Source organism: Chryseobacterium sp. ON_d1, assembly GCF_006829085.1.
Classification (GTDB): Bacteria; Bacteroidota; Bacteroidia; order Flavobacteriales; family Weeksellaceae; genus Chryseobacterium.
The window spans coordinates 247580-265765 of record NZ_BJTC01000009.1; the positions used below are offsets into that span (position 1 = coordinate 247580).

At 38.0% G+C, this 18186-nt stretch carries 16 protein-coding genes and 1 tRNA gene; 7 read left to right on the forward strand and 10 right to left on the reverse strand.

Annotated features, from left to right (window positions below; genetic code table 11):
* Positions 1-15 precede the first annotated feature (15 nt).
* The 7 genes from CRS_RS15845 to aceB form a co-directional block, all read right to left on the reverse strand.
* Positions 16-786, reverse strand: coding sequence for a UDP-2,3-diacylglucosamine diphosphatase (locus tag CRS_RS15845; protein ID WP_142724990.1), 771 nt, complete (start codon positions 784-786; stop codon positions 16-18).
* Positions 787-809: 23 nt separating this feature from the next.
* Positions 810-1256 (reverse strand): 6-carboxytetrahydropterin synthase, encoded by a 447-nt coding sequence (locus CRS_RS15850; protein WP_002976816.1) that lies wholly within the window; start codon positions 1254-1256, stop codon positions 810-812.
* Between the two features lie 94 nt (positions 1257-1350).
* Complete coding sequence (locus CRS_RS15855) at positions 1351-2520, reverse strand: hypothetical protein (RefSeq protein WP_142724991.1); 1170 nt, start codon at positions 2518-2520, stop codon at positions 1351-1353.
* A gap of 28 nt (positions 2521-2548) precedes the next feature.
* Complete coding sequence (locus CRS_RS15860) at positions 2549-2935, reverse strand: thioesterase family protein (RefSeq protein ID WP_142724992.1); 387 nt, start codon at positions 2933-2935, stop codon at positions 2549-2551.
* 128 nt (positions 2936-3063) lie between these two features.
* Entirely contained in the window at positions 3064-3636 is a 573-nt protein-coding gene (locus tag CRS_RS15865) for an OmpH family outer membrane protein (protein WP_142724993.1), read from the reverse strand.
* Positions 3637-3816: 180 nt separating this feature from the next.
* Positions 3817-5097, reverse strand: coding sequence for an isocitrate lyase (gene aceA / locus CRS_RS15870; RefSeq protein ID WP_142724994.1), 1281 nt, complete (start codon positions 5095-5097; stop codon positions 3817-3819).
* A gap of 124 nt (positions 5098-5221) precedes the next feature.
* Entirely contained in the window at positions 5222-6796 is a 1575-nt protein-coding gene (aceB, locus tag CRS_RS15875) for a malate synthase A (protein WP_142724995.1), read from the reverse strand.
* A gap of 125 nt (positions 6797-6921) precedes the next feature.
* Between aceB and CRS_RS15880 the strand changes: the two genes are divergently transcribed.
* From CRS_RS15880 to CRS_RS15890, 3 genes are all read left to right on the forward strand, one after another.
* Positions 6922-8400 (forward strand): helix-turn-helix domain-containing protein, encoded by a 1479-nt coding sequence (locus CRS_RS15880; protein ID WP_142724996.1) that lies wholly within the window; start codon positions 6922-6924, stop codon positions 8398-8400.
* Positions 8401-8657: 257 nt separating this feature from the next.
* On the forward strand, positions 8658-9311 hold the full coding sequence (locus CRS_RS15885; protein WP_142724997.1) for a ComF family protein: 654 nt from the start codon (positions 8658-8660) through the stop codon (positions 9309-9311).
* A gap of 107 nt (positions 9312-9418) precedes the next feature.
* On the forward strand, positions 9419-10105 hold the full coding sequence (locus CRS_RS15890) for an alpha/beta fold hydrolase (RefSeq protein WP_142724998.1): 687 nt from the start codon (positions 9419-9421) through the stop codon (positions 10103-10105).
* Between the two features lies 1 nt (position 10106).
* Here CRS_RS15890 and upp read toward each other — a convergent pair whose 3' ends face one another.
* Positions 10107-10757, reverse strand: coding sequence for a uracil phosphoribosyltransferase (upp, locus tag CRS_RS15895; RefSeq protein WP_142724999.1), 651 nt, complete (start codon positions 10755-10757; stop codon positions 10107-10109).
* A gap of 145 nt (positions 10758-10902) precedes the next feature.
* On the opposite strand from upp, the gene CRS_RS15900 reads away from it, so the two are divergent.
* Together CRS_RS15900 and CRS_RS15905 are read left to right on the forward strand one after the other, a co-directional pair.
* Positions 10903-14826, forward strand: a complete 3924-nt coding sequence (locus CRS_RS15900; RefSeq protein ID WP_142725000.1) for a Pls/PosA family non-ribosomal peptide synthetase — start codon at positions 10903-10905, stop codon at positions 14824-14826.
* Positions 14827-14992: 166 nt separating this feature from the next.
* The gene (locus CRS_RS15905) at positions 14993-15478 is read left to right on the forward strand and encodes a GNAT family N-acetyltransferase (RefSeq protein ID WP_142725001.1); all 486 of its coding nucleotides are present in this window, start codon (positions 14993-14995) and stop codon (positions 15476-15478) included.
* Between the two features lie 84 nt (positions 15479-15562).
* Here CRS_RS15905 and der read toward each other — a convergent pair whose 3' ends face one another.
* Entirely contained in the window at positions 15563-16873 is a 1311-nt protein-coding gene (gene der / locus CRS_RS15910; protein WP_142725002.1) for a ribosome biogenesis GTPase Der, read from the reverse strand.
* 331 nt (positions 16874-17204) lie between these two features.
* Between der and CRS_RS15915 the strand changes: the two genes are divergently transcribed.
* Together CRS_RS15915 and CRS_RS15920 are read left to right on the forward strand one after the other, a co-directional pair.
* Positions 17205-17275: transfer RNA gene (locus CRS_RS15915), tRNA-Gln, on the forward strand.
* Positions 17276-17542: 267 nt separating this feature from the next.
* Positions 17543-17794, forward strand: coding sequence for a hypothetical protein (locus CRS_RS15920; RefSeq protein ID WP_142725003.1), 252 nt, complete (start codon positions 17543-17545; stop codon positions 17792-17794).
* Between the two features lie 51 nt (positions 17795-17845).
* Here the strand turns inward: CRS_RS15920 and CRS_RS15925 are convergent, their stop codons facing one another.
* A complete protein-coding gene (locus CRS_RS15925) occupies positions 17846-18085 on the reverse strand; it encodes an RHS repeat-associated core domain-containing protein (protein ID WP_228451275.1) in 240 nt (79 codons plus the stop codon).
* Between the last annotated feature and the right edge of the window lie 101 nt (positions 18086-18186).

Genomic DNA, 18186 nt, shown 5'->3' on the forward strand with positions numbered 1-18186 from the left:
TAATTTTTTTTGCTTTTATTTTTCAAAAATTTTCAGTTCAAAATCTTTTTCGAATACTCCATAAGTAAAATAGGAAATCCAGTCTCCAAGATTGATATATTTTGCATTCGGTCCCAGATCCAATACCATAGGCAGGTGCCTGTGTCCATAGATAAAGTAATCGATCTTCTGAGTCTTCAGCTTTTCTTTGGAATAAATGATCAAAAACTCTTTATCTTCTCCCAGAAATGCCTTGTCTTCTTCCCCGGAGATCATTTTATTTTTTTGGGAAAGATATAATGCAATTTTCATCGCAATATCCGGATGAAGCCATTTGAAGAACCATTGTGCTACAGGATTTGTAAATAGTTTTTTCATTCTTTTATATCCTTTGTCACCAGGCCCCAATCCATCTCCATGAGCCAGCAGGAATTGCTTCCCTCCCATTTCAAAATACTGTTTCTGATAGAATACGGTACACCCGATTTCTTCTTCCAGATAATCTTTCATCCACAGATCGTGGTTTCCGACAAAAAAATAAATATGAATTCCCCTGTCTTTAAGTTCTGCAATTTTCCCAAGTACCCGGACATATCCTTTAGGAATAACATGCTTCCATTCATGCCAGAAATCAAAAAGGTCCCCCATTAAAAACAAAACCTGAGCATCTTCTTTGATCTCGTCCATCCAGCGTATAAACCTCTCTTCGCGCACTTTACTTTCCTTTGGTGTAGGAGCACCAAAATGCTGATCTGAAGCGAAATATACTTTTTTTCCAGGTTCTAAGTTAATTGTTGTTTTTAACACCTTCTGAGTTTTGTGGGGTAAAATTACTGATTATCTTCTGCAAACCATTCTCCATAAGAGTTTTCTGTCTCATGAAGCTTAAGATAAGCTAAAGAAATTCCTTCGGGAAGTTTTGATTTTATTTTGGCTGCAATGGCATACAGCATGTTTTCGCAGGTTGGCTGGAAACTGCAATAGATTACTTTATGTCCTTTCTGCTCAAGATCATCCCCCAATTCTTTGTGGGGAGACAGTGCATTGACAAGAACTGCATGGTCCCATACATCTACGATCTCAGATTTTACGATACTTTTGATATCTCCGAAATCTACCACCATCCCATTTTTAGGGTTATCAATATCATTAATCGGTTTTCCTTTCACTGTCACAAACAGCTTATAGGAATGTCCATGCATATTTTTACATTTCCCATCGTAGTTATAAAGCACGTGAGCAGTTTCGAATGTAAAAATTTTTGTAATACGTATCATACTGCAAAGATATGACAAAACCGCTTAACACAGAAAAGACTGTTTCTATTACAGTAATATTAATATTTTTTTTAACAGATTTTCAATACCATTATTACTTTATCGTTTTTTCGAATCTGTTCATGACTTTATATTCCCGATCTTTTATAACAATATCATAATTTCCTTTATCCAGGATCAAATAACGGTTGTCTTTAGAAGTCTTGAGTTCAATGATATCAGCAGGAATTCCTTTTTGTTCGTACTCCTCTTTTCTGTAAGCAAAAATCAAAGCAGGATATTCTGAAACTTCAGAAGCCGGAATCTTATACAGTTTTCTATTATCCGTCAACATCCAATTGGGTCTGCCTTTAACGTATTTTGTAATGGGATGAATGATTTTAACGTCAGTATACAACTCTTTGTCTTCGCCATTATATATTCCCTGATTTTCATCTTTTAAAACGACAGGAACAGTATTCCTGATCAGCCTTAACAGTGGCTCATGAAACTTCATATCACTTTTTTCTGAAAACTGAGTCTGGTCAATGGTAAACGGATTGATCCCTGTAAGATCAGAAAGCCGTCCCGCCATCGTTTTTTCCCAGGATTTATGAGTTCCTTCAAAAGCATGCTGATAACCACAATAGATCAGATATTTTCCGACTTTGTTTTTCTGCATAAAATCGAAGATATTTTTTGCCTCTCCAATTTCCCTTTCCTTGTTATTTCCTTCAGCTTCGTATGGAAAAAGTTTAAACCCAATTTTCAGGGCATTGTAAATAAAATTTCCAAATTCGGGTTCTTTGGAATAGTAGCCGCTGCTGAGGGTAGCAAACTTTCCTATATGTTGTAATGAATCATTCGCTAACGTTTCGATTCCTAAATACCTGTACCCCTCGTCATATAACCCCTGAAGTAAAGAAGAGGCAAACGTTCTGTGGCTGGCGTTATGATGAGCTTCGTTGATAATAACAATCTGCTCATTCCTTACTCTTTTTAAAATATAATCTTTAGCATTGGCAGGAGTTAGTTTTGAATATTTCAGACTATCTGCAGCAGTCAGCTTTTTCATCCTTCCGAAAGTAATGTCCCAGCTTTCCAGTGCAGATTGATACTGTCCGCTTATTGAGTAATACGTTGCTCCCATCTGACTTCTCCAGGATTGACTTTGGGTGGAGTCTGCCACTTCCTTTTTTATGTCATCTGAAAACCGGTAAGGATTTTCCTGACTGTAACCTGTTACACTCAACAGTAGTGAAGTGAATGAATAGAAGAGTTTCATGTATTCAGTTTTGATTTGATGCATATGGTTAAAAAAACTTCTCCAGCCAGTCGCTTTCCAGTCGCTTGATCTTTTTGGCTTCCGGGTCAAACAGAATCCAAAGCGTACTTGAGTCAACCACAAGCTCATCATTACAGTAAAATTCAACTTTTCTTGGCTGTTTGGCACCTTCGGGAGCCATCGGATAAGTTCTTACGGTAATAATATCATTAAGATACACCTGTTTTTTATATTGGATATGGTGATCCAGAAGCATCCATGCATCATTGATATATTCTGTTTTATGTTTTAAAAGATCCCAGTGTTCAGCTGCTACTTCTTCTACCCAGTGCACATACTGTACATTATTCACATGATTGTTCTGATCAATATGTTCTTCCGTTACTTTGATCTGCTTTTCGTACATTAAATTCATTCTCCTGAAAGTTTACTCAAATTTATCATTTTAAAACAGAACTTTCTTACTCTTACCTCATACTTTATACATAAAAATACGGAATCAGCAGACCTGATTCCGTATTCATATTCAGCAGATGAAATTTCTTATTTAGATTTCCCAGCCGGCTTGGCAGTTGTAGCAGAAGCCCCCAATTTACTTTTTACAAGCGCTGTGATATCTTCGCTTCCATCGTTGTAAACGAGGTTATTGGTTTCCTGAGATGCTATATCAAAAACATAATTGATACCTCTTTCCTTAGCAGCTGCAGAAATAGCTGCCTTTACTTTTTGCTGTAATGGAGTAAACAATTCATTTTGTTTTGCTGAGATATCTTTAGCCGCCTGAGCTCTTGATTCTTCAATTTTTTTACCAAGATTCTGCAATTCGGTCTGAGCAGCCATAAGTTCTTTAGTCACTGCTTCTTTATTAGCTTCACTAAGCGTTTTTTCTTTATCCTGCGCTGCCTTCAGTTTAGTCTGATAATCTCCGATCAGTTTTTCAATTTCTGTCTGCTTGGTTTTTGTCAGGTTATCAACGGTTGCACTTATCGTTTTTACTTCAGATAAACTTGCAAAAATATCATCAGTGTTCACGCTTCCAATTTTCTGTTGGGCTTTCGCAGCATTTGCAGTAAGTGTTAATCCTAATGTAATAAAAAGTACTTTGATTAAATTCATTTTTAATAATATTTTTCGTCCTCAAATATAATTCAAATTTTCATTACTTATTCTCTGACATTTATTACTTTATTATTTTAATGTTGGATTGATTTTAAAATAGCCTTAAAAAATATTCAGCAGAGAAAAACCTTCCCCAAAAGAGAAAGGTTTAACATCAAAAAATATGGAAAAAAATGGCTAATGGAATTGTGCCGTTTCTGTAGAATCTTTCATCGCTACCGTAGCTGAAGAGCCGTTGGTAACAATATTCTGTATCTCATCGAAATATCCTGTCCCTACAAAAGACTGATGCTTCACAGCCCTAAATCCTTTCTGCTGCAAGGCAAACTCACGTTCCTGCAGTTCTGAATATCCGGCCATGCCTCTTTCTTTATAAGCTAAAGCCAGTTCAAACATAGCGGTATTCAAAGCATGGAATCCTGCCAGAGTAATAAACTGGAATTTATAGCCCATCTTAGCAAGTTCCTCCCGGAAAGTAGACATTTCTTCAGTACTCAGCTTTGCTGCCCAGTTGAATGAAGGGGAGCAGTTATAAGCAAGCATTTTACCCGGAAATTTTTCATGAATTCCTTCTGCAAATCTTCTGGCCTGCTCCAGGTCAGGATTGGAAGTTTCCATCCAGATCAGGTCTGCGTAAGGAGCATAAGACAGACCTCTGTCTATCCCCTGCTCTACTCCGTTTCTTACTACATAAAAACCTTCAGAAGTACGTTCGCCGGTTACAAATTTTTTATCCCGGTCATCAATATCTGAAGTCAGTAAATCTGCCGCGTCAGCATCCGTTCTTGCAATAATAAGGCTTGGAACGCCCAAAACATCAGCAGCCAGACGTGCTGCAATTAATTTATTCACTGCTTCCTGGGTTGGCACCAGTACTTTTCCACCCAAGTGTCCGCATTTTTTTGCAGATGAAAGCTGATCTTCAAAATGTACGGCTGCTGCTCCTGCCTCTATCATTTGCTTCATCAGCTCAAAAGCATTCAGATTACCTCCAAAACCTGCTTCAGCATCTGCAATAATAGGCACCAGATATTCTTTATCACCTGTTCCGTTCACAGATTGTACCTGATCTGCTCTCAATAAGGCGTTATTAATCTTCTTGACAACAGCAGGCACTGAATTGGCCGGATATAATGACTGATCGGGATACATTTCTCCTGATAAATTAGCGTCTGCTGCAACCTGCCATCCTGAAAGATAAATTGCCTCCAGGCCGGCATCCACTTCCTGTACCGCCTGATTACCGGTTAATGCACCAAGCCCTGCTACATAATCCTGGTTATTTAGTTTATTCCAGAATTTCCTGGACATTTCTGTCGCAATGGTATAATCTATGGTATAAGAGCCGCGAAGTTTCAGAACTTCTTCTGCTGTATACGGCCTCTTGATACCGTTCCAGCGTGGGTTTGTCAGCCAATCTTGCTCAATAGCCTGGATTTGTTCTTGTCTTGTTTTCATAATATTTGGATTTTGTTTGATTAGGTTTGAAAGTAATTTTGTTACCAGATGCTGGTTATATTGTTACTGTTAAATGATGATCTGGCTTCAACCAGCTAGTATAAAACCAGCAACCTATATTTTACTATATAAAAGGATATGCTTTCAGGGTTAGAAATTCTTCAAAGTTCTCACAGAAGATCAGTTCATTGAAAAGTTCTTTGGCAAGATTGAATTTTCCGTTCTTAAAACGGGCCTCTCCTACGTACTTTTCAATGTGGTCCATTTCTTCTTTTTCCCACTGCAGAACCATATTTCGGGTCAATGTTCTGTCGTCACTTAACACCGCTTCATTTTTCAGCCATTGCCAGATCTGAGTTCTTGAAATTTCTGCAGTAGCCGCATCTTCCATCAGATTATAGATGGCCGCAGCACCAGTTCCCATGAGCCAGCTTTCCAGGTAAAGAATTCCTACATTGATATTTTTTCGGACTCCTTTTTCGGTAATATCTCCTTTGGGAATTTCCAACAGGTTACTTTCGGTAATATGATATTCAAATTTTTTATCAATCTGGTTGTGGGAAGGCATATATTGGTCAAAAACTTCTTTAGCTACGGCTACCAATGCCGGATGTGCCACCCAGGTTCCGTCATGACCGTTTTTAACTTCACGCTCTTTATCGTTTCTTACTTTTTCAAAAGCCTTCTGATTAGCTTCTTCATCATCTTTTACAGGAATCTGTGCTGCCATACCGCCGATAGCATGTACATTTCTTTTGTGACAGATTTCGATGACTCTTTTTGAATAGGCACCCATGAAAGGTGAAGTCATGGTCACCTGATCCCTGTCCGGAACAATAAATTCCGGCAGGTTTCTGAACTTTTTGATATAAGAGAAAATATAATCCCATCTGCCACAGTTAAGACCGGCACTATGTTCTTTTAATTCAAATAAAATTTCGTCAATCTGAAATGAAGCAGTGATGGTTTCTATTAGAACAGTAGCTTTGATGGTTCCCTCCTGAATGCCCAGATAGTTTTGGGCAAAAATAAAAACCTCATTCCACCAACGGGCTTCTTTATAATGTTCCAGTTTCGGAAGATAGAAATAAGGACCACTTCCATTTTCTAAAAGCTGTTTTGCATTTCTGAAAAAATAGATTCCAAAATCAATCAGCGAACCGGAAGCTTTCTCTCCATTGATTTCAATATGTTTCTCCGGAAGATGAAGGCCACGGGGACGGACCTGTAAGACAGCAGTGTCTTCATTAAGAGTATAAGCTTTTCCTTTTTCATTGACAAAATCGATGTTTCTGTTTATAGCATCAGAAAGATTAATCTGTCCCTGTATACAGTTTTCCCATACCGGCGAGCTGCTGTCTTCAAAGTCAGCCATAAATGTAGACGCTCCGGAATTCAAGGCGTTAATGATCATCTTACGGTCAACAGGTCCCGTAATTTCAACTCTTCTGTCCAGCAAATCTGCCGGAAGTGGCGCACACACCCAGTTCCCTTTTCGAATCTCTTCTGTTTCTTTTAAGAATTGAGGGAGATTTCCCGAATCAAATTTCTGCTGTGTGTTTTTTCTTTCTTCTAAAAGTGCAAGCCTCTTATGATTGAAATTCTGATGAAGTGCTATCAGAAAATCTGTCAAATCTGAGGTAAAAATCCCTTCAAACTGCTTCTGTGCCTTTATTTCCAATTGAGTCTTAGTTTCCATAACCTATTGATTTTGTGATTTGATATTACAAACATAAATAAAAATTTTCACAAATAGCGAACGTTCGCTAAATTTATTTAAAAATTATTATGCGAATAATCGCATCTATTATTTATATTTGAGTAATGAATTCAGAAAGCGACTTTATCAAAACAGTTTTCGGACTGAAACTGAAACAGCAGCGACAAAAGAAAAACTGGTCCCTGCAGGATCTTGCTGTAAAGACAGGGTTATCAAAATCTTATCTTAATGAGATTGAAAACGGAAAAAAATATCCCAAGCACGATAAGATCATTCAGCTTTCTGAAGCATTGAGCTGTACTTTTGACGATCTGGTTTCAACCAAACTTGATAAAAGCTTAGCGCCTTTCAATGAAATCCTGCAATCTGATTTTTTCAAAGAAGTCCCCCTGGAGCTGTTCGGCATCAACAAAAACAATCTCATCAGCATCATCAGTGATGCTCCTAAAAAGGTGACCGCTTTCATCAATGCGCTCATTGAAATCTCCCAGAATTATAACCTTGGAAAAGAAAGGTTTTATTTTGCGGTTTTAAGGTCCTTTCAGGAACTGTATGACAATTATTTTCCGGAAATTGAAGAAAAAGTGGGTTTATTTACCAAAGAAAATAAATTACAAACCGGTAAAAATTTAAAGTCTGATATTCTTGAAAAGATTCTTGGAGAAAAATTCGGCTATATGATTCAATCTGAAGATTTTGAAAAATACGGAACCCTGGATAATCTCCGCTCACTTTTTATTCCTGAGAAAAAACTTTTACTCCTGAATCAAAAACTGGAAAAAGATCAGAAGACCTTTATCCTTGCCAAAGAAATCGGCTTCAATGTGCTGGAATTAAAAAATCGCCCCAATACATACTCCTGGCTGGATTTCGGAAGTTTTGAAGAAATCCTGAACAACTTTTATGCATCTTATTTTGCCGGAGCTTTGTTAATTTCAAAAGAGTCTGCCATTGAAAAGTCTTCTGACTTTTTTCAACAGAACAAATGGGAACCGAAAAGTTTTGAAAGCCTTATCAACAGCTTTACCCACTCCCCTGAAACGTTTTATTACCGGTTGACCAATATTCTTTCGGCTGAAATGGGAATTAAAGACCTGTTCTATTTATGTCTGGTAAAAAAGAAAAACTCTGATAAAATCCAGATTTTAAAAGAACTCCATCTCAACCATCAGCAGGCCCCTCATGCCAATGCCACCAATGAACATTACTGCAGAAGGTGGATTGCTGTGAAAAATCTTGATCATTTAAAAGAAAATGAGACCTTAACTGATGCTCAGATTTCACATTATAAAGATCAGGGAATAAGCTACCTGGTCATTTCCACCTCACAGAAAAATCCTTTTTCGGACGGAAGCAACAGAAGCTACTGTCTCGGAATTCTGCTGAATACCCAAACGATTAAAAAAATAGGTTTCATTAAATCTCCTTCTTTAAAAACCATCAATGTAGGGGTTACCTGTGAATCCTGCAGTATTCCAGACTGTGAAGTAAGGCAAGCACCGCCGGTAAGACTGGAAAAGGAACATTTTAACCTGAGTATGAAAAACTCAGTTGAAAAGATCAGAAAAAGATTTGAGAATTAATGGGTGAATAATGAATCGTCAATGTGCTTCAATTGTGAATGTGTGTACAGCTAGAGGTTCAGAATACCTGATCTGGGTTTATATATTGTTCAAAATCTACTGGTAACATATTTTCTTAAAAGCAAAGTTCGCAGGTTTTCCATAGTGTTTTATAATGCTTGATGGTAAGGACATTTTAATTAGCGTTAATATTTCACTATTGATTTTGCGAAGCAAAAAATTGACAATAATTTTATATCTTAGTACAAAGCACACTCATGATGTTAAATGTATTATTTCCCAACCGTTGCATTCACTGCAACCGAATTACTGATCCTGAGATTCCGGTATGTGATCTTTGCTTTCATCAGATTCATTTTACCCATTACGATTATTTCGGGAATAATCCGGTTAAGGAAAAATGCAGTCTGCTTTTTCCTATTGAGAATTCTTTTGCATTAATTCAGTTTGAAGAGGAAAGTTTAAGCCGTAAAATCATTCACCACCTGAAATACCAAAGCAGGGAAAAAATAGGAAAGATTCTGGCAGAATGGACTGCAGAACGACTGGATTTTGGCAATGAAAAACCCGATCTTTTGGTCAGTGTACCGCTTCACCCAAAGAAGCTGAGAACCCGTGGCTACAACCAGCTTCATTTATTCACTGAAACGCTATCTGACTTGTATAACATCCCGTTTGATCATGAATTAATCAGGAGAAATTATTATTCTAAAGCACAAGCCTTAAAGAATAAGAGACACCGGTTGGAAACAGTCAATACTTTCTCTGCCACACATCCTGTTTCCGGAAAACATATTCTTCTGATTGATGATGTTTTTACGACAGGAAATACCATTTCATCGGTTGCCTGGGAAATATTAAATGCGGGAGATAATAAAGTGAGTGTCTTGGTAATGGCAATGGATATCTGATGCTGAGATGCGGGTTCCGGTTATATTCAAGCTTTCAAAAAAACTGTTTATTCAATCTATTTTCATCATTCGATTCTTTTCCCTAATTTTCAGGAAACTAAACCACTATGCCCAATCTTATTTTATTACACGGAGCTTTAGGCCACAGCGATATTTTCACCCCTTATCTGAACACGTTATCCCGATATTTTACAATACATACTCCCTTATTTTCAGGACATGGAGACCGGGAGCTTCCGGCAGACGGAATCAGTATCGAAAAGTATACTCAGGAATTATCCGAATATTGCGCAGTGCATAATCTGACCAATGTATCGATATTCGGGCACAGTATGGGAGGTTATATTGCACTGTGTTATGCTATGAAAAGTCCGGAAAATGTAAATTCTATGATGACCCTGGGAACTAAGTTTGAATGGGCTGAAGAGCAGGCTTTAAAAGAAAGCAAAATGCTTAATCCTGATGTCATCCTCGAGAAAGTTCCGCAGTATGCCCGCCTTTTAGAATCACAACATGGATCAAAATGGAAAAAACTTCTTCCGGCTATGGCTGAGCTAATGATTGGGTTGGGTAAAAATCCTCCTTTGGAAAACAATCTTTCTACCATTAATATTCCAACTCAGATTATGGTGGGAGATCAAGATAATATGGTCACTATCGAAGAAAGTGTAAGTGTTTACAGAAGCCTTCCTGATGCAAAACTGGCCGTACTTCCGGATACCAGACATCCTATGGATAAAGTACGGCCTGATTTATTATTGAATTTAATGAAAGATTTCTGGAATCTTTCCTAAATTATCTCTGAAGTTTTTCTCCGTAACTCAGATCGCCGGCATCCCCCAATCCCGGAGTAATATACCCTTTGGCTGTTAATTGCTCATCAATAGCTCCTACCCATATCTGGGCTTCAGGATAAGCATTCTGAATGGTTTCAACACCTTGCTTTGAAGCAATGGCAGCTACAATATGAAGCTGGGTTGGATTTCCATGGGTCAGCAAATCTTTGATGGCTTCAATTAAAGAGGCTCCTGTTGCCAGCATTGGATCTCCCACAATCAAAGGCCTCCCTTCAATACTCGGGCAAGTCAAATAATCCTGTTTGATAGAAAAATAATCATTTGCATCGTGTTTTCTGTAAGCTGCCACAAAACCACAGTCTGCTCTGTCCAGATAGTTCAGAATCCCTTCAAATAACGGAACTCCTGCTCTTAAAATTGTTGTAATAACAGGCTGTACGGCAATTTCCCTGCTTTTTATTGTATCTAAAGGAGTTTGAATTTCAATTTCTCTGTACTCCAGTCCTTTACTGATTTCAAAAGCGGCAATCTCTCCGATTCTCTCCATATTTCTTCTGAATCTCATTCGGTCATGCTGAATATCAACGTTTCTAAGTTCGTTGATCCATTCATTGACAAGAGAAAAATTTTGCGATAAAATAGTAAGCATGAAAATTTTATTTTTTTTTAATTTCAGTTAATTGATATTAATTCCTGCAAAATTACAACTAAAAAACGAATTGAAAGATTGAGCCTGAGGAGAAATATGTATATTTATGAAAATATTCCCACTACTCTATTTAGTAATTTTTTAAATGATGAAAAGCCTGATTTTAGGAAAGATCAGTCCGGAGTTTATCAGAGAAGAGACTCTGCCTGAATTATTGATTCCCACCTTTGAGAAATATAAAGACAAAACAGCCTTTATATTTAAAGATAAAAAAATATCCTACGCTGAACTGGACAGCTGGAGTAATGCCATCGCACTGCAGCTTCAGGATCACGGCGTGCAGCCTGGCGACCGTGTCGGGGTATGGTATCCGAGAAGTCTTGAGCTTCCCGTAGCCATACTAGGAATTCTTAAAGCCGGTGCGGCGTACATTCCGTTAGACCGTGAAATGCCCGAAGACAGGATAAAAAGGGTATTTATAGATATTAATGTCAAGATTTATTTTTCTGACACGGATGCCCATATTCACTGCCAGCCTTTAGAAATTGCACCGCAGCCTCAGCATTCAGTTCCTTCACCTGTTATCAATTATACACCAGACAACTGGGCCTATGTATTATTTACCTCAGGCAGTACCGGAAACCCTAAGGGAATTCCGATCTCTCACCGGAACATTTGTCATTTAATCCGTTCTGAGCAGGATTTTATAGAAATCAGAGATACTGATATGGTGTATCAGGGCTTTTCTGTTTCTTTTGATATGTGGTGTGAAGAAGTGTGGATCAGTCTTTTTGCAGGAGCTACCATATGGATTGCCGACGCCACCACTGTAAAAGCAATTGATGAACTCAGTGACGTTTTAACCCAAAATAAGATTACTGTACTTCATGCGGTTCCCAGTATTCTTGCCATTATTGATGAGGTTCCTGCTGTCAGATTTATCAATACCGGAGGGGAAGCCTGTACAAAGCAAGTGCAGGAAAAATGGGCCAAGCCATACAGAATATTCATCAATAGCTATGGTCCTACAGAAACAACAGTCTCATCCAATATGGCCCAACTGAATGAGCAGCAGGAACTGACAATCGGCCCTCCTCTGCCCAATTATCATGTTGCTGTAATTGATGAAAACATGAATATCGTTCCACGGGGAGAGCGTGGTGAGATGGTCATTTCAGGACCGGGAGTCAGCAACGGATATTTTAATCTTCCTGAGCTTACTGAACAGAAGTTTTTAGCCAACCCATTTCCGGAAGATCTTCCCGGAGACAGAATATACAAAACCGGTGATGCCGTTATCATCCGCGAAGATGGATTTATTGATTTTCAGGGAAGAATAGATGATCAGATCAAATTACGAGGATACAGAATTGAACTTGGGGAGATCGAATCCCGGCTCAACCGGCTTCATGATGTTTCCTCGGCTGCAGTAGCCGTAAAAGAAGATTCTAACGGGCAAGGGCAACTTGTGGGATACGCAGTCATGAGCGACGAATCTTCTTTCGATGAAAATGAAATGCGCAAAGAACTGGCCAGATTTCTGGCTCCATACATGGTTCCGATCTCTATTGTTTTGATGAAAGAAATGCCGAGAATGCCAAGTGGTAAAATCGACAGAAAACGGCTTCCCCTTCCTGAAAGTTTCTCAAGCCATCAGAAAAACGAAGAAATCAATATTGATTCCGAAGCGCCGATAGAAGAAAAGCTTATTCAGACCCTGAAATGGGTGTTTCCAGGAAAAGAAATCAATCTTACCCAGGATTTTTTCACTGATCTGGGTGGACATTCCCTGCTTGCGGCCACACTCGTTTCCCATCTTCGTCAAAAAGCAGGTATTCCTACTGCTTCACTGAAAGAGATTTATGAAAACCGTCCTTTGTCAGTTTATTCTGAGTTTCTCAAAAACAAGCATACTCAGGCGACATCCCGTCAGGAACCTTTTCACAGGGTTTCAACATGGCAGTATATTGCCTGTAATATTGCCCAGACAGTTAGTTTACTGGTTGTATTTGCTTTATTAAGTATTCAGATTTTCTTCCCTTATCTGAGCTATTATTATTTTCAGCTTAACGGATACGGACTGCATTATGCCTTACTGAGTGCTGTTTTACTCTATACACTGATTCCACCTGTATATTCGATCATTATAGTGCTTACCAAATGGCTGGTGATCGGAAAAATAAAAGAAGGAGATTATCCGCTATGGGGATGGTATTATTTCAGATGGTGGCTTTGGAAAACCATTAAACGGCTAATGCCTTCAGAATTCATTGTAGAAACTCCATTATATCCGAAATACTTAAAGCTTCTTGGAGTAAAGGCAGATCCAAGCGCACAACTGAGCCTTCTGCCTATTGCAGCCGAAGATCTTGTAACGATTGATAAAAATGTGAATACCAGCTCCGGCTGCAGTATTGACAATGCTTCTGTCGAAAATGGCATTTTAAGGATAAGAAAAGTACATATTAAGGCTCATGCCTATCTTGGATCTTCAGTGATTGTATGTGGAGATACCGTTATTGAGGAATTCGGGGAACTTCAGGATTTAAGCTGCCTTAATGAAGGGGGAAAAATTGGTTTTGGAGAAGTATGGAACGGAAGCCCCGCAGAAAAAGTAAGAATAAAATCCGGTGAAGAAGTTCAAATTCCCCAGCTAGCTTCTGCGCGAAAAAGAAACCGTTTTGCTTTATTGTATGCATGCTCTTTATTCTTCTTTCCCCTGCTGATTGTTTTACCTTTAGCACCAACCCTCTATACCCTGTATTATCTGGATGACCGTTCAGCTGATTATAATTTCTATTATCTGTGGCAGGCTCCGATACTTTCTACAGTTTATATTTTATTGTTTATCGGAGTGGTAAGTGTGCTGACCAGGATTTTACAGTATAATATGAAACCAGGCATCTATCCCGTGTACAGTTTTATGTATTATAAAAAATGGATAAAGGATCAGATTTTTAACCTCTCCCTTATTATTGTACACCCTCTTTTTGCTTCTATTTATATCAGTAAATTCTACAGAATGATGGGAGCCAAAGTGGGGAAAAACTCAGAGATATCGACAGCAAGTGATGTTTCCCATCATCTTTTAGAGATAGGGGAAGGTTCTTTTATTGCAGATGCTGTTATCCTTGGAGAACATGATGTAAGAAATGAAAAATTAATATTATCAAAAACTACGATAGGAAATAACAGCTTTGTAGGAAACAGCGGTCTGATCCCACAGGGATATGAACTGAAAGATAATATGCTGATCGGGGTATTGAGTAAAGCTCCGTCCGAAGAACAACTGAAAAACTCTACTGAAAAAGACTGGTTCGGCTCTCCTCCTATTGGCCTGCCATCCAGACAGAAATCTGATGTTTTTCAGGATACTCTCACCTATAATCCGCCGTTCAGACTTAAGCTTGCAAGAGCCATAGTGGAAGGAATCAGAATTATTCTTCCACAGACTGTGGTGATCATCTGCAGTGTACTTTTCATTGCCTATACAAGTACTTATCTGGAAGGAAACATTCACTATCTCATCTTAATGTCTCCGTTTTATTATCTGGGAATCGTTGCCTTACCTTCATTTTTCTTCACTGTACTTCTGAAATGGATCTTAGTAGGAAAATATAAAAAAACTGAAATGCCTATGTACAGCATGAAAGTATGGCTGAGTGAAGGGATTACAACAGTCTATGAAGCTCTTCCGGTACAGTTTTTCCTTGATTTCCTGCGTGGAACTTTCTGGCTGCCATTCTTTATGAGATTTTTGGGGGTAAAGATTGGGAAAAAAGTATGGCTCAATACCACCGATATTACGGAATTTGATATGGTTTCAATCGGAGATGAAACCATGCTGAATGAAGACTGCGGTCCCCAGACTCATCTTTTTGAAGACAGGATTATGAAAATCGGAAGTGTAAAAATCGGAAAGCAGACCACGATCAATTCAAGAACAATTATTTTATATGACAGTGAAATTGGCAACAATGTTAATATTGATCCTCTTTCCCTGGTCATGAAAGGAGAAGTTCTTTCGGATAGTACCTCCTGGTATGGCAGTCCGTTAAGAGGAAAGTGATAGAACCGGCAGCATAAGGCCGGAAGATGGAAGTAATTCAGGCTCAGAAAAGAAATAAATATCTTTCCAATTAAAATTATTTTATTCATCAATAACAAGGATTATGATTGCATAACAGAAGTTCCAACTTGCCTCTTCCGGCTTCCAACAAATAAAAAACATCATTATGAATTATTCCATCAGAAAAATAAAAATCGCCGAAAGCCTCGCTGTTGTCGATGAGCTGGTAGGTGAACTCCATATTTCAGAAAAGGAAATGAATAACAATACCGCTGACTGGAGCCAGATCAGAGAAAGTTATCTCAGGTTTATGTCAACATGTGAGGAAGAAAATGATGGCACTTTTCTTATTGCTGAAGCCGATGGAAAAGCAATAGGTTTTCTTTTCGGTTATCTTGAAGAACAAGATGACAGTAATTTTGAACTTGGAGAAGGAGATGATCTGTATGTCTCAGAAGGATATGTAAAAAAAGAGTTTAGAAAACAGGGGATCTATTCTGCCCTCAATAAAGCATTTGAAGAAAGGTATGCAGACTATAAAATCCGGAAAATTTACCGTTATACATTATGCAATAATGAGACAATGCAGCGGTGGCTTGCTTCGCAGGGATATCGTCCTGTAAGACTGGTGTATGAAAAATGGCTGCCATGAAAAAGAGCCCTAAATGAAAAGTTATTTCAAATAAAAACTCCGGCAAGCTTCGCTTGCCGGAGTTTTTATGAACAGTTGTTCTTATTATTTCTGTCTGAAATATACTTCAATAGGAACTCCGGTAAATCCGAATTCTTTTCTCAGCTGATTTTCAGTAAATCTCTTATAAGGTTCTTTCACATACTGTGGAAGGTTACAGAAGAATACAAACTGTGGTGACGGTGTAGGAAGCTGAACACAGTATTTGATTTTAATATATTTCCCTTTTAATGCCGGCGGCGGTGTGTTTTCAAAGATCGGAAGCATTATTTCGTTCAGTTTTGAAGTTTTAATCTTCTTCTTACGGTCTTCATATACCTGCATGGCTACCTCTACAGCTTTTAAGATTCTCTGCTTGGTTAAAGCTGAAACAAATAAGATTGGAATATCCTGAAACTGACCGATTTTATCTTTGATTGATTTTTCAAAATCACGCATCGTGTTGGTCTGCTTATCTTCAATCAAATCCCATTTGTTCACAAGGATCACAATTCCTTTTCTGTTTTTCTGAGCCAGTCCGAAGATATTCATATCCTGGGATTCCCATCCCTGGGTAGCATCAACCATAATGATCACTACGTCAGAATATTCGATAGAACGGATAGATCTCATTACAGAATAGAACTCAAGGTCTTCATTTACCTTAGATTTTCTTCTCATCCCTGCCGTATCCACCAATACAAACTCGTGTCCGAATTTGTTATATAAAGTCTGGATACTGTCTCTTGTTGTTCCCGCAATATCAGTTACGATATTTCTTTCAACATCCAGTAAAGCGTTTGTCAAGGTAGATTTTCCTACATTCGGACGGCCTGCAATGGTAATTTTAGGAAGCCCTTCAAATGGGTCTTTATATTCTGTGGTCGGGAAGTCTCTAACGATATCATCCAGCAGATCTCCTGTTCCGGAACCTGTGGCTGAAGAAAGTGTATAGTATTTATCGATTCCTAACTGGTAAAATTCTGTTGCAGGAAGTTCTTCTTTCGCAGAATCTACTTTGTTGATAACAATATAAATCGGTTTGTTGGATCTTCTGAGAAGTCTGTAAATTTCGTGGTCTGTATCAGTAAGCCCTTCCTCTACGTTCATCATAAAGATAATAGAAGTGGCTTCATCTACTGCTAACTGTACCTGCTTACGGATTTCTTCTTCGAAGATATCATCCGTACCTACATCATACCCTCCGGTATCAATTACGGTAAAGTCTACTCCGTTCCAGTCAGATTTTCCGTAGTGACGGTCTCTGGTAACACCTGCTGTGGAATCAACAATAGCCTCTCTTCTTTCTAATAAACGGTTAAAAAGCGTGGATTTTCCTACGTTGGGACGCCCAACGATTGCGACAATATTTGACATAAAAAAATGTTTAATAATCCTTTTTGCTATGCTCAGGATATGTTATTAATGGGTTACTCCAACTTTTGGAGCCCAATTTTTTTGCAAAGATAAGGTTTTATTATTTAACTGAACTTTGAAGGATGGAAGCTGGAAGAAGGAGACGGGAAGTTATTATCCATCGGAGAATGTATCATTTTCGAGTAGAAGTAATTTTTTTTAAATTTTTACTGAAAAATAATTCTTTGGATATCAATACATAAAGCCGCCATCTTAATAATTATGTTAATGAATCTTTAATTTTGATTTTCATATTTAAAATAAATTCTATAATTTCGCGGCATAGAAACAGAGACCCATGGTGTAGCGGTAACACTACTGATTTTGGTTCAGTCATCTGGGGTTCGAATCCCTGTGGGTCTACAAACCATCCTTTTTCAAGGGTGGTTTTTTTTATATCTTTATTTTATTCCAAATCATCAATACAGGGCAATACTGATTGTAATCATTATCAAAATAAATAGTCACATGTCCTTATAAAAAAATTCTATCTATAACCAAAGCTTCTAAGTTTTCATTTTATTAATAGAAGTCATTACAAATTATTGGAGAAAATACTTGTAATTTTAACCTGTTATTCATTAGTCCCACACCAGTTTTTAAAAAATTATTTAATCCAACAATTAAAAAATGACAGAATCAGAATTAAAAAATATTATTGAAATATGTAACAAAGCGACCCAGTCTCCGTGGACTTCATATATTGAGGGAAGAGATTTTGATGCCGGATCCAGCTTTATAATGACCGGAGAGAAAAACAACAGGGATTATGATATAGAATTTATCTCAATAAAACCTGAAGATCAGGACTTCATTGCCATGGCAAGAAATATAATCCCCTTATTAGTAGATGAAATTATCAAATTAAAAGGATACAAATAAATTATAAAACCGCCAACTCTCATGGCTATTTTCATTTTTATGCTTTACAAACTAACAGGCTGTCTTTTTCAAGACAGCCTGTTTAAAATATTTTCCAAGCATAGTAGAAGGGCGGATGCTTCCACCTTCATTGATCCATCTTCCATCCGGATCCGTATTAGAGATAGGGTTATTGGCAACATACGCATAAGTGCTTGTAGAAGAGTAGGCTTCCGCCAACTGGTCTATACCATTCCATCTCCCAAGATCCGGCATATACTGTCTCCAGCGGTAAACTTCCCTGTTTTTCAAACAAATTAAAATTATTAAATTTAGTTTGTTAAACCTTATGAAAAAGAGCAAATTTTCAGAACATCAGATTATCAATATTCTGAAAGAATATGAATCTGGGA

What these genes read in the sequence shown, in the direction of transcription:
- CRS_RS15850 (WP_002976816.1), bottom strand. Translation starts at nt 1,256, where the DNA reads ATGATACGTATTACAAAAATTTTTACATTCGAAACTGCTCACGTGCTT.
- CRS_RS15855 (WP_142724991.1), bottom strand. Translation starts at nt 2,520, where the DNA reads ATGAAACTCTTCTATTCATTCACTTCACTACTGTTGAGTGTAACAGGT.
- CRS_RS15860 (WP_142724992.1), bottom strand. Translation starts at nt 2,935, where the DNA reads ATGAATTTAATGTACGAAAAGCAGATCAAAGTAACGGAAGAACATATT.
- CRS_RS15865 (WP_142724993.1), bottom strand. Translation starts at nt 3,636, where the DNA reads ATGAATTTAATCAAAGTACTTTTTATTACATTAGGATTAACACTTACT.
- aceA (WP_142724994.1), bottom strand. Translation starts at nt 5,097, where the DNA reads ATGAAAACAAGACAAGAACAAATCCAGGCTATTGAGCAAGATTGGCTG.
- aceB (WP_142724995.1), bottom strand. Translation starts at nt 6,796, where the DNA reads ATGGAAACTAAGACTCAATTGGAAATAAAGGCACAGAAGCAGTTTGAA.
- CRS_RS15880 (WP_142724996.1), top strand. Translation starts at nt 6,922, where the DNA reads ATGAATTCAGAAAGCGACTTTATCAAAACAGTTTTCGGACTGAAACTG.
- CRS_RS15885 (WP_142724997.1), top strand. Translation starts at nt 8,658, where the DNA reads ATGATGTTAAATGTATTATTTCCCAACCGTTGCATTCACTGCAACCGA.
- CRS_RS15890 (WP_142724998.1), top strand. Translation starts at nt 9,419, where the DNA reads ATGCCCAATCTTATTTTATTACACGGAGCTTTAGGCCACAGCGATATT.
- upp (WP_142724999.1), bottom strand. Translation starts at nt 10,757, where the DNA reads ATGCTTACTATTTTATCGCAAAATTTTTCTCTTGTCAATGAATGGATC.
- CRS_RS15900 (WP_142725000.1), top strand. Translation starts at nt 10,903, where the DNA reads ATGATGAAAAGCCTGATTTTAGGAAAGATCAGTCCGGAGTTTATCAGA.
- CRS_RS15905 (WP_142725001.1), top strand. Translation starts at nt 14,993, where the DNA reads ATGAATTATTCCATCAGAAAAATAAAAATCGCCGAAAGCCTCGCTGTT.
- der (WP_142725002.1), bottom strand. Translation starts at nt 16,873, where the DNA reads ATGTCAAATATTGTCGCAATCGTTGGGCGTCCCAACGTAGGAAAATCC.
- CRS_RS15920 (WP_142725003.1), top strand. Translation starts at nt 17,543, where the DNA reads ATGACAGAATCAGAATTAAAAAATATTATTGAAATATGTAACAAAGCG.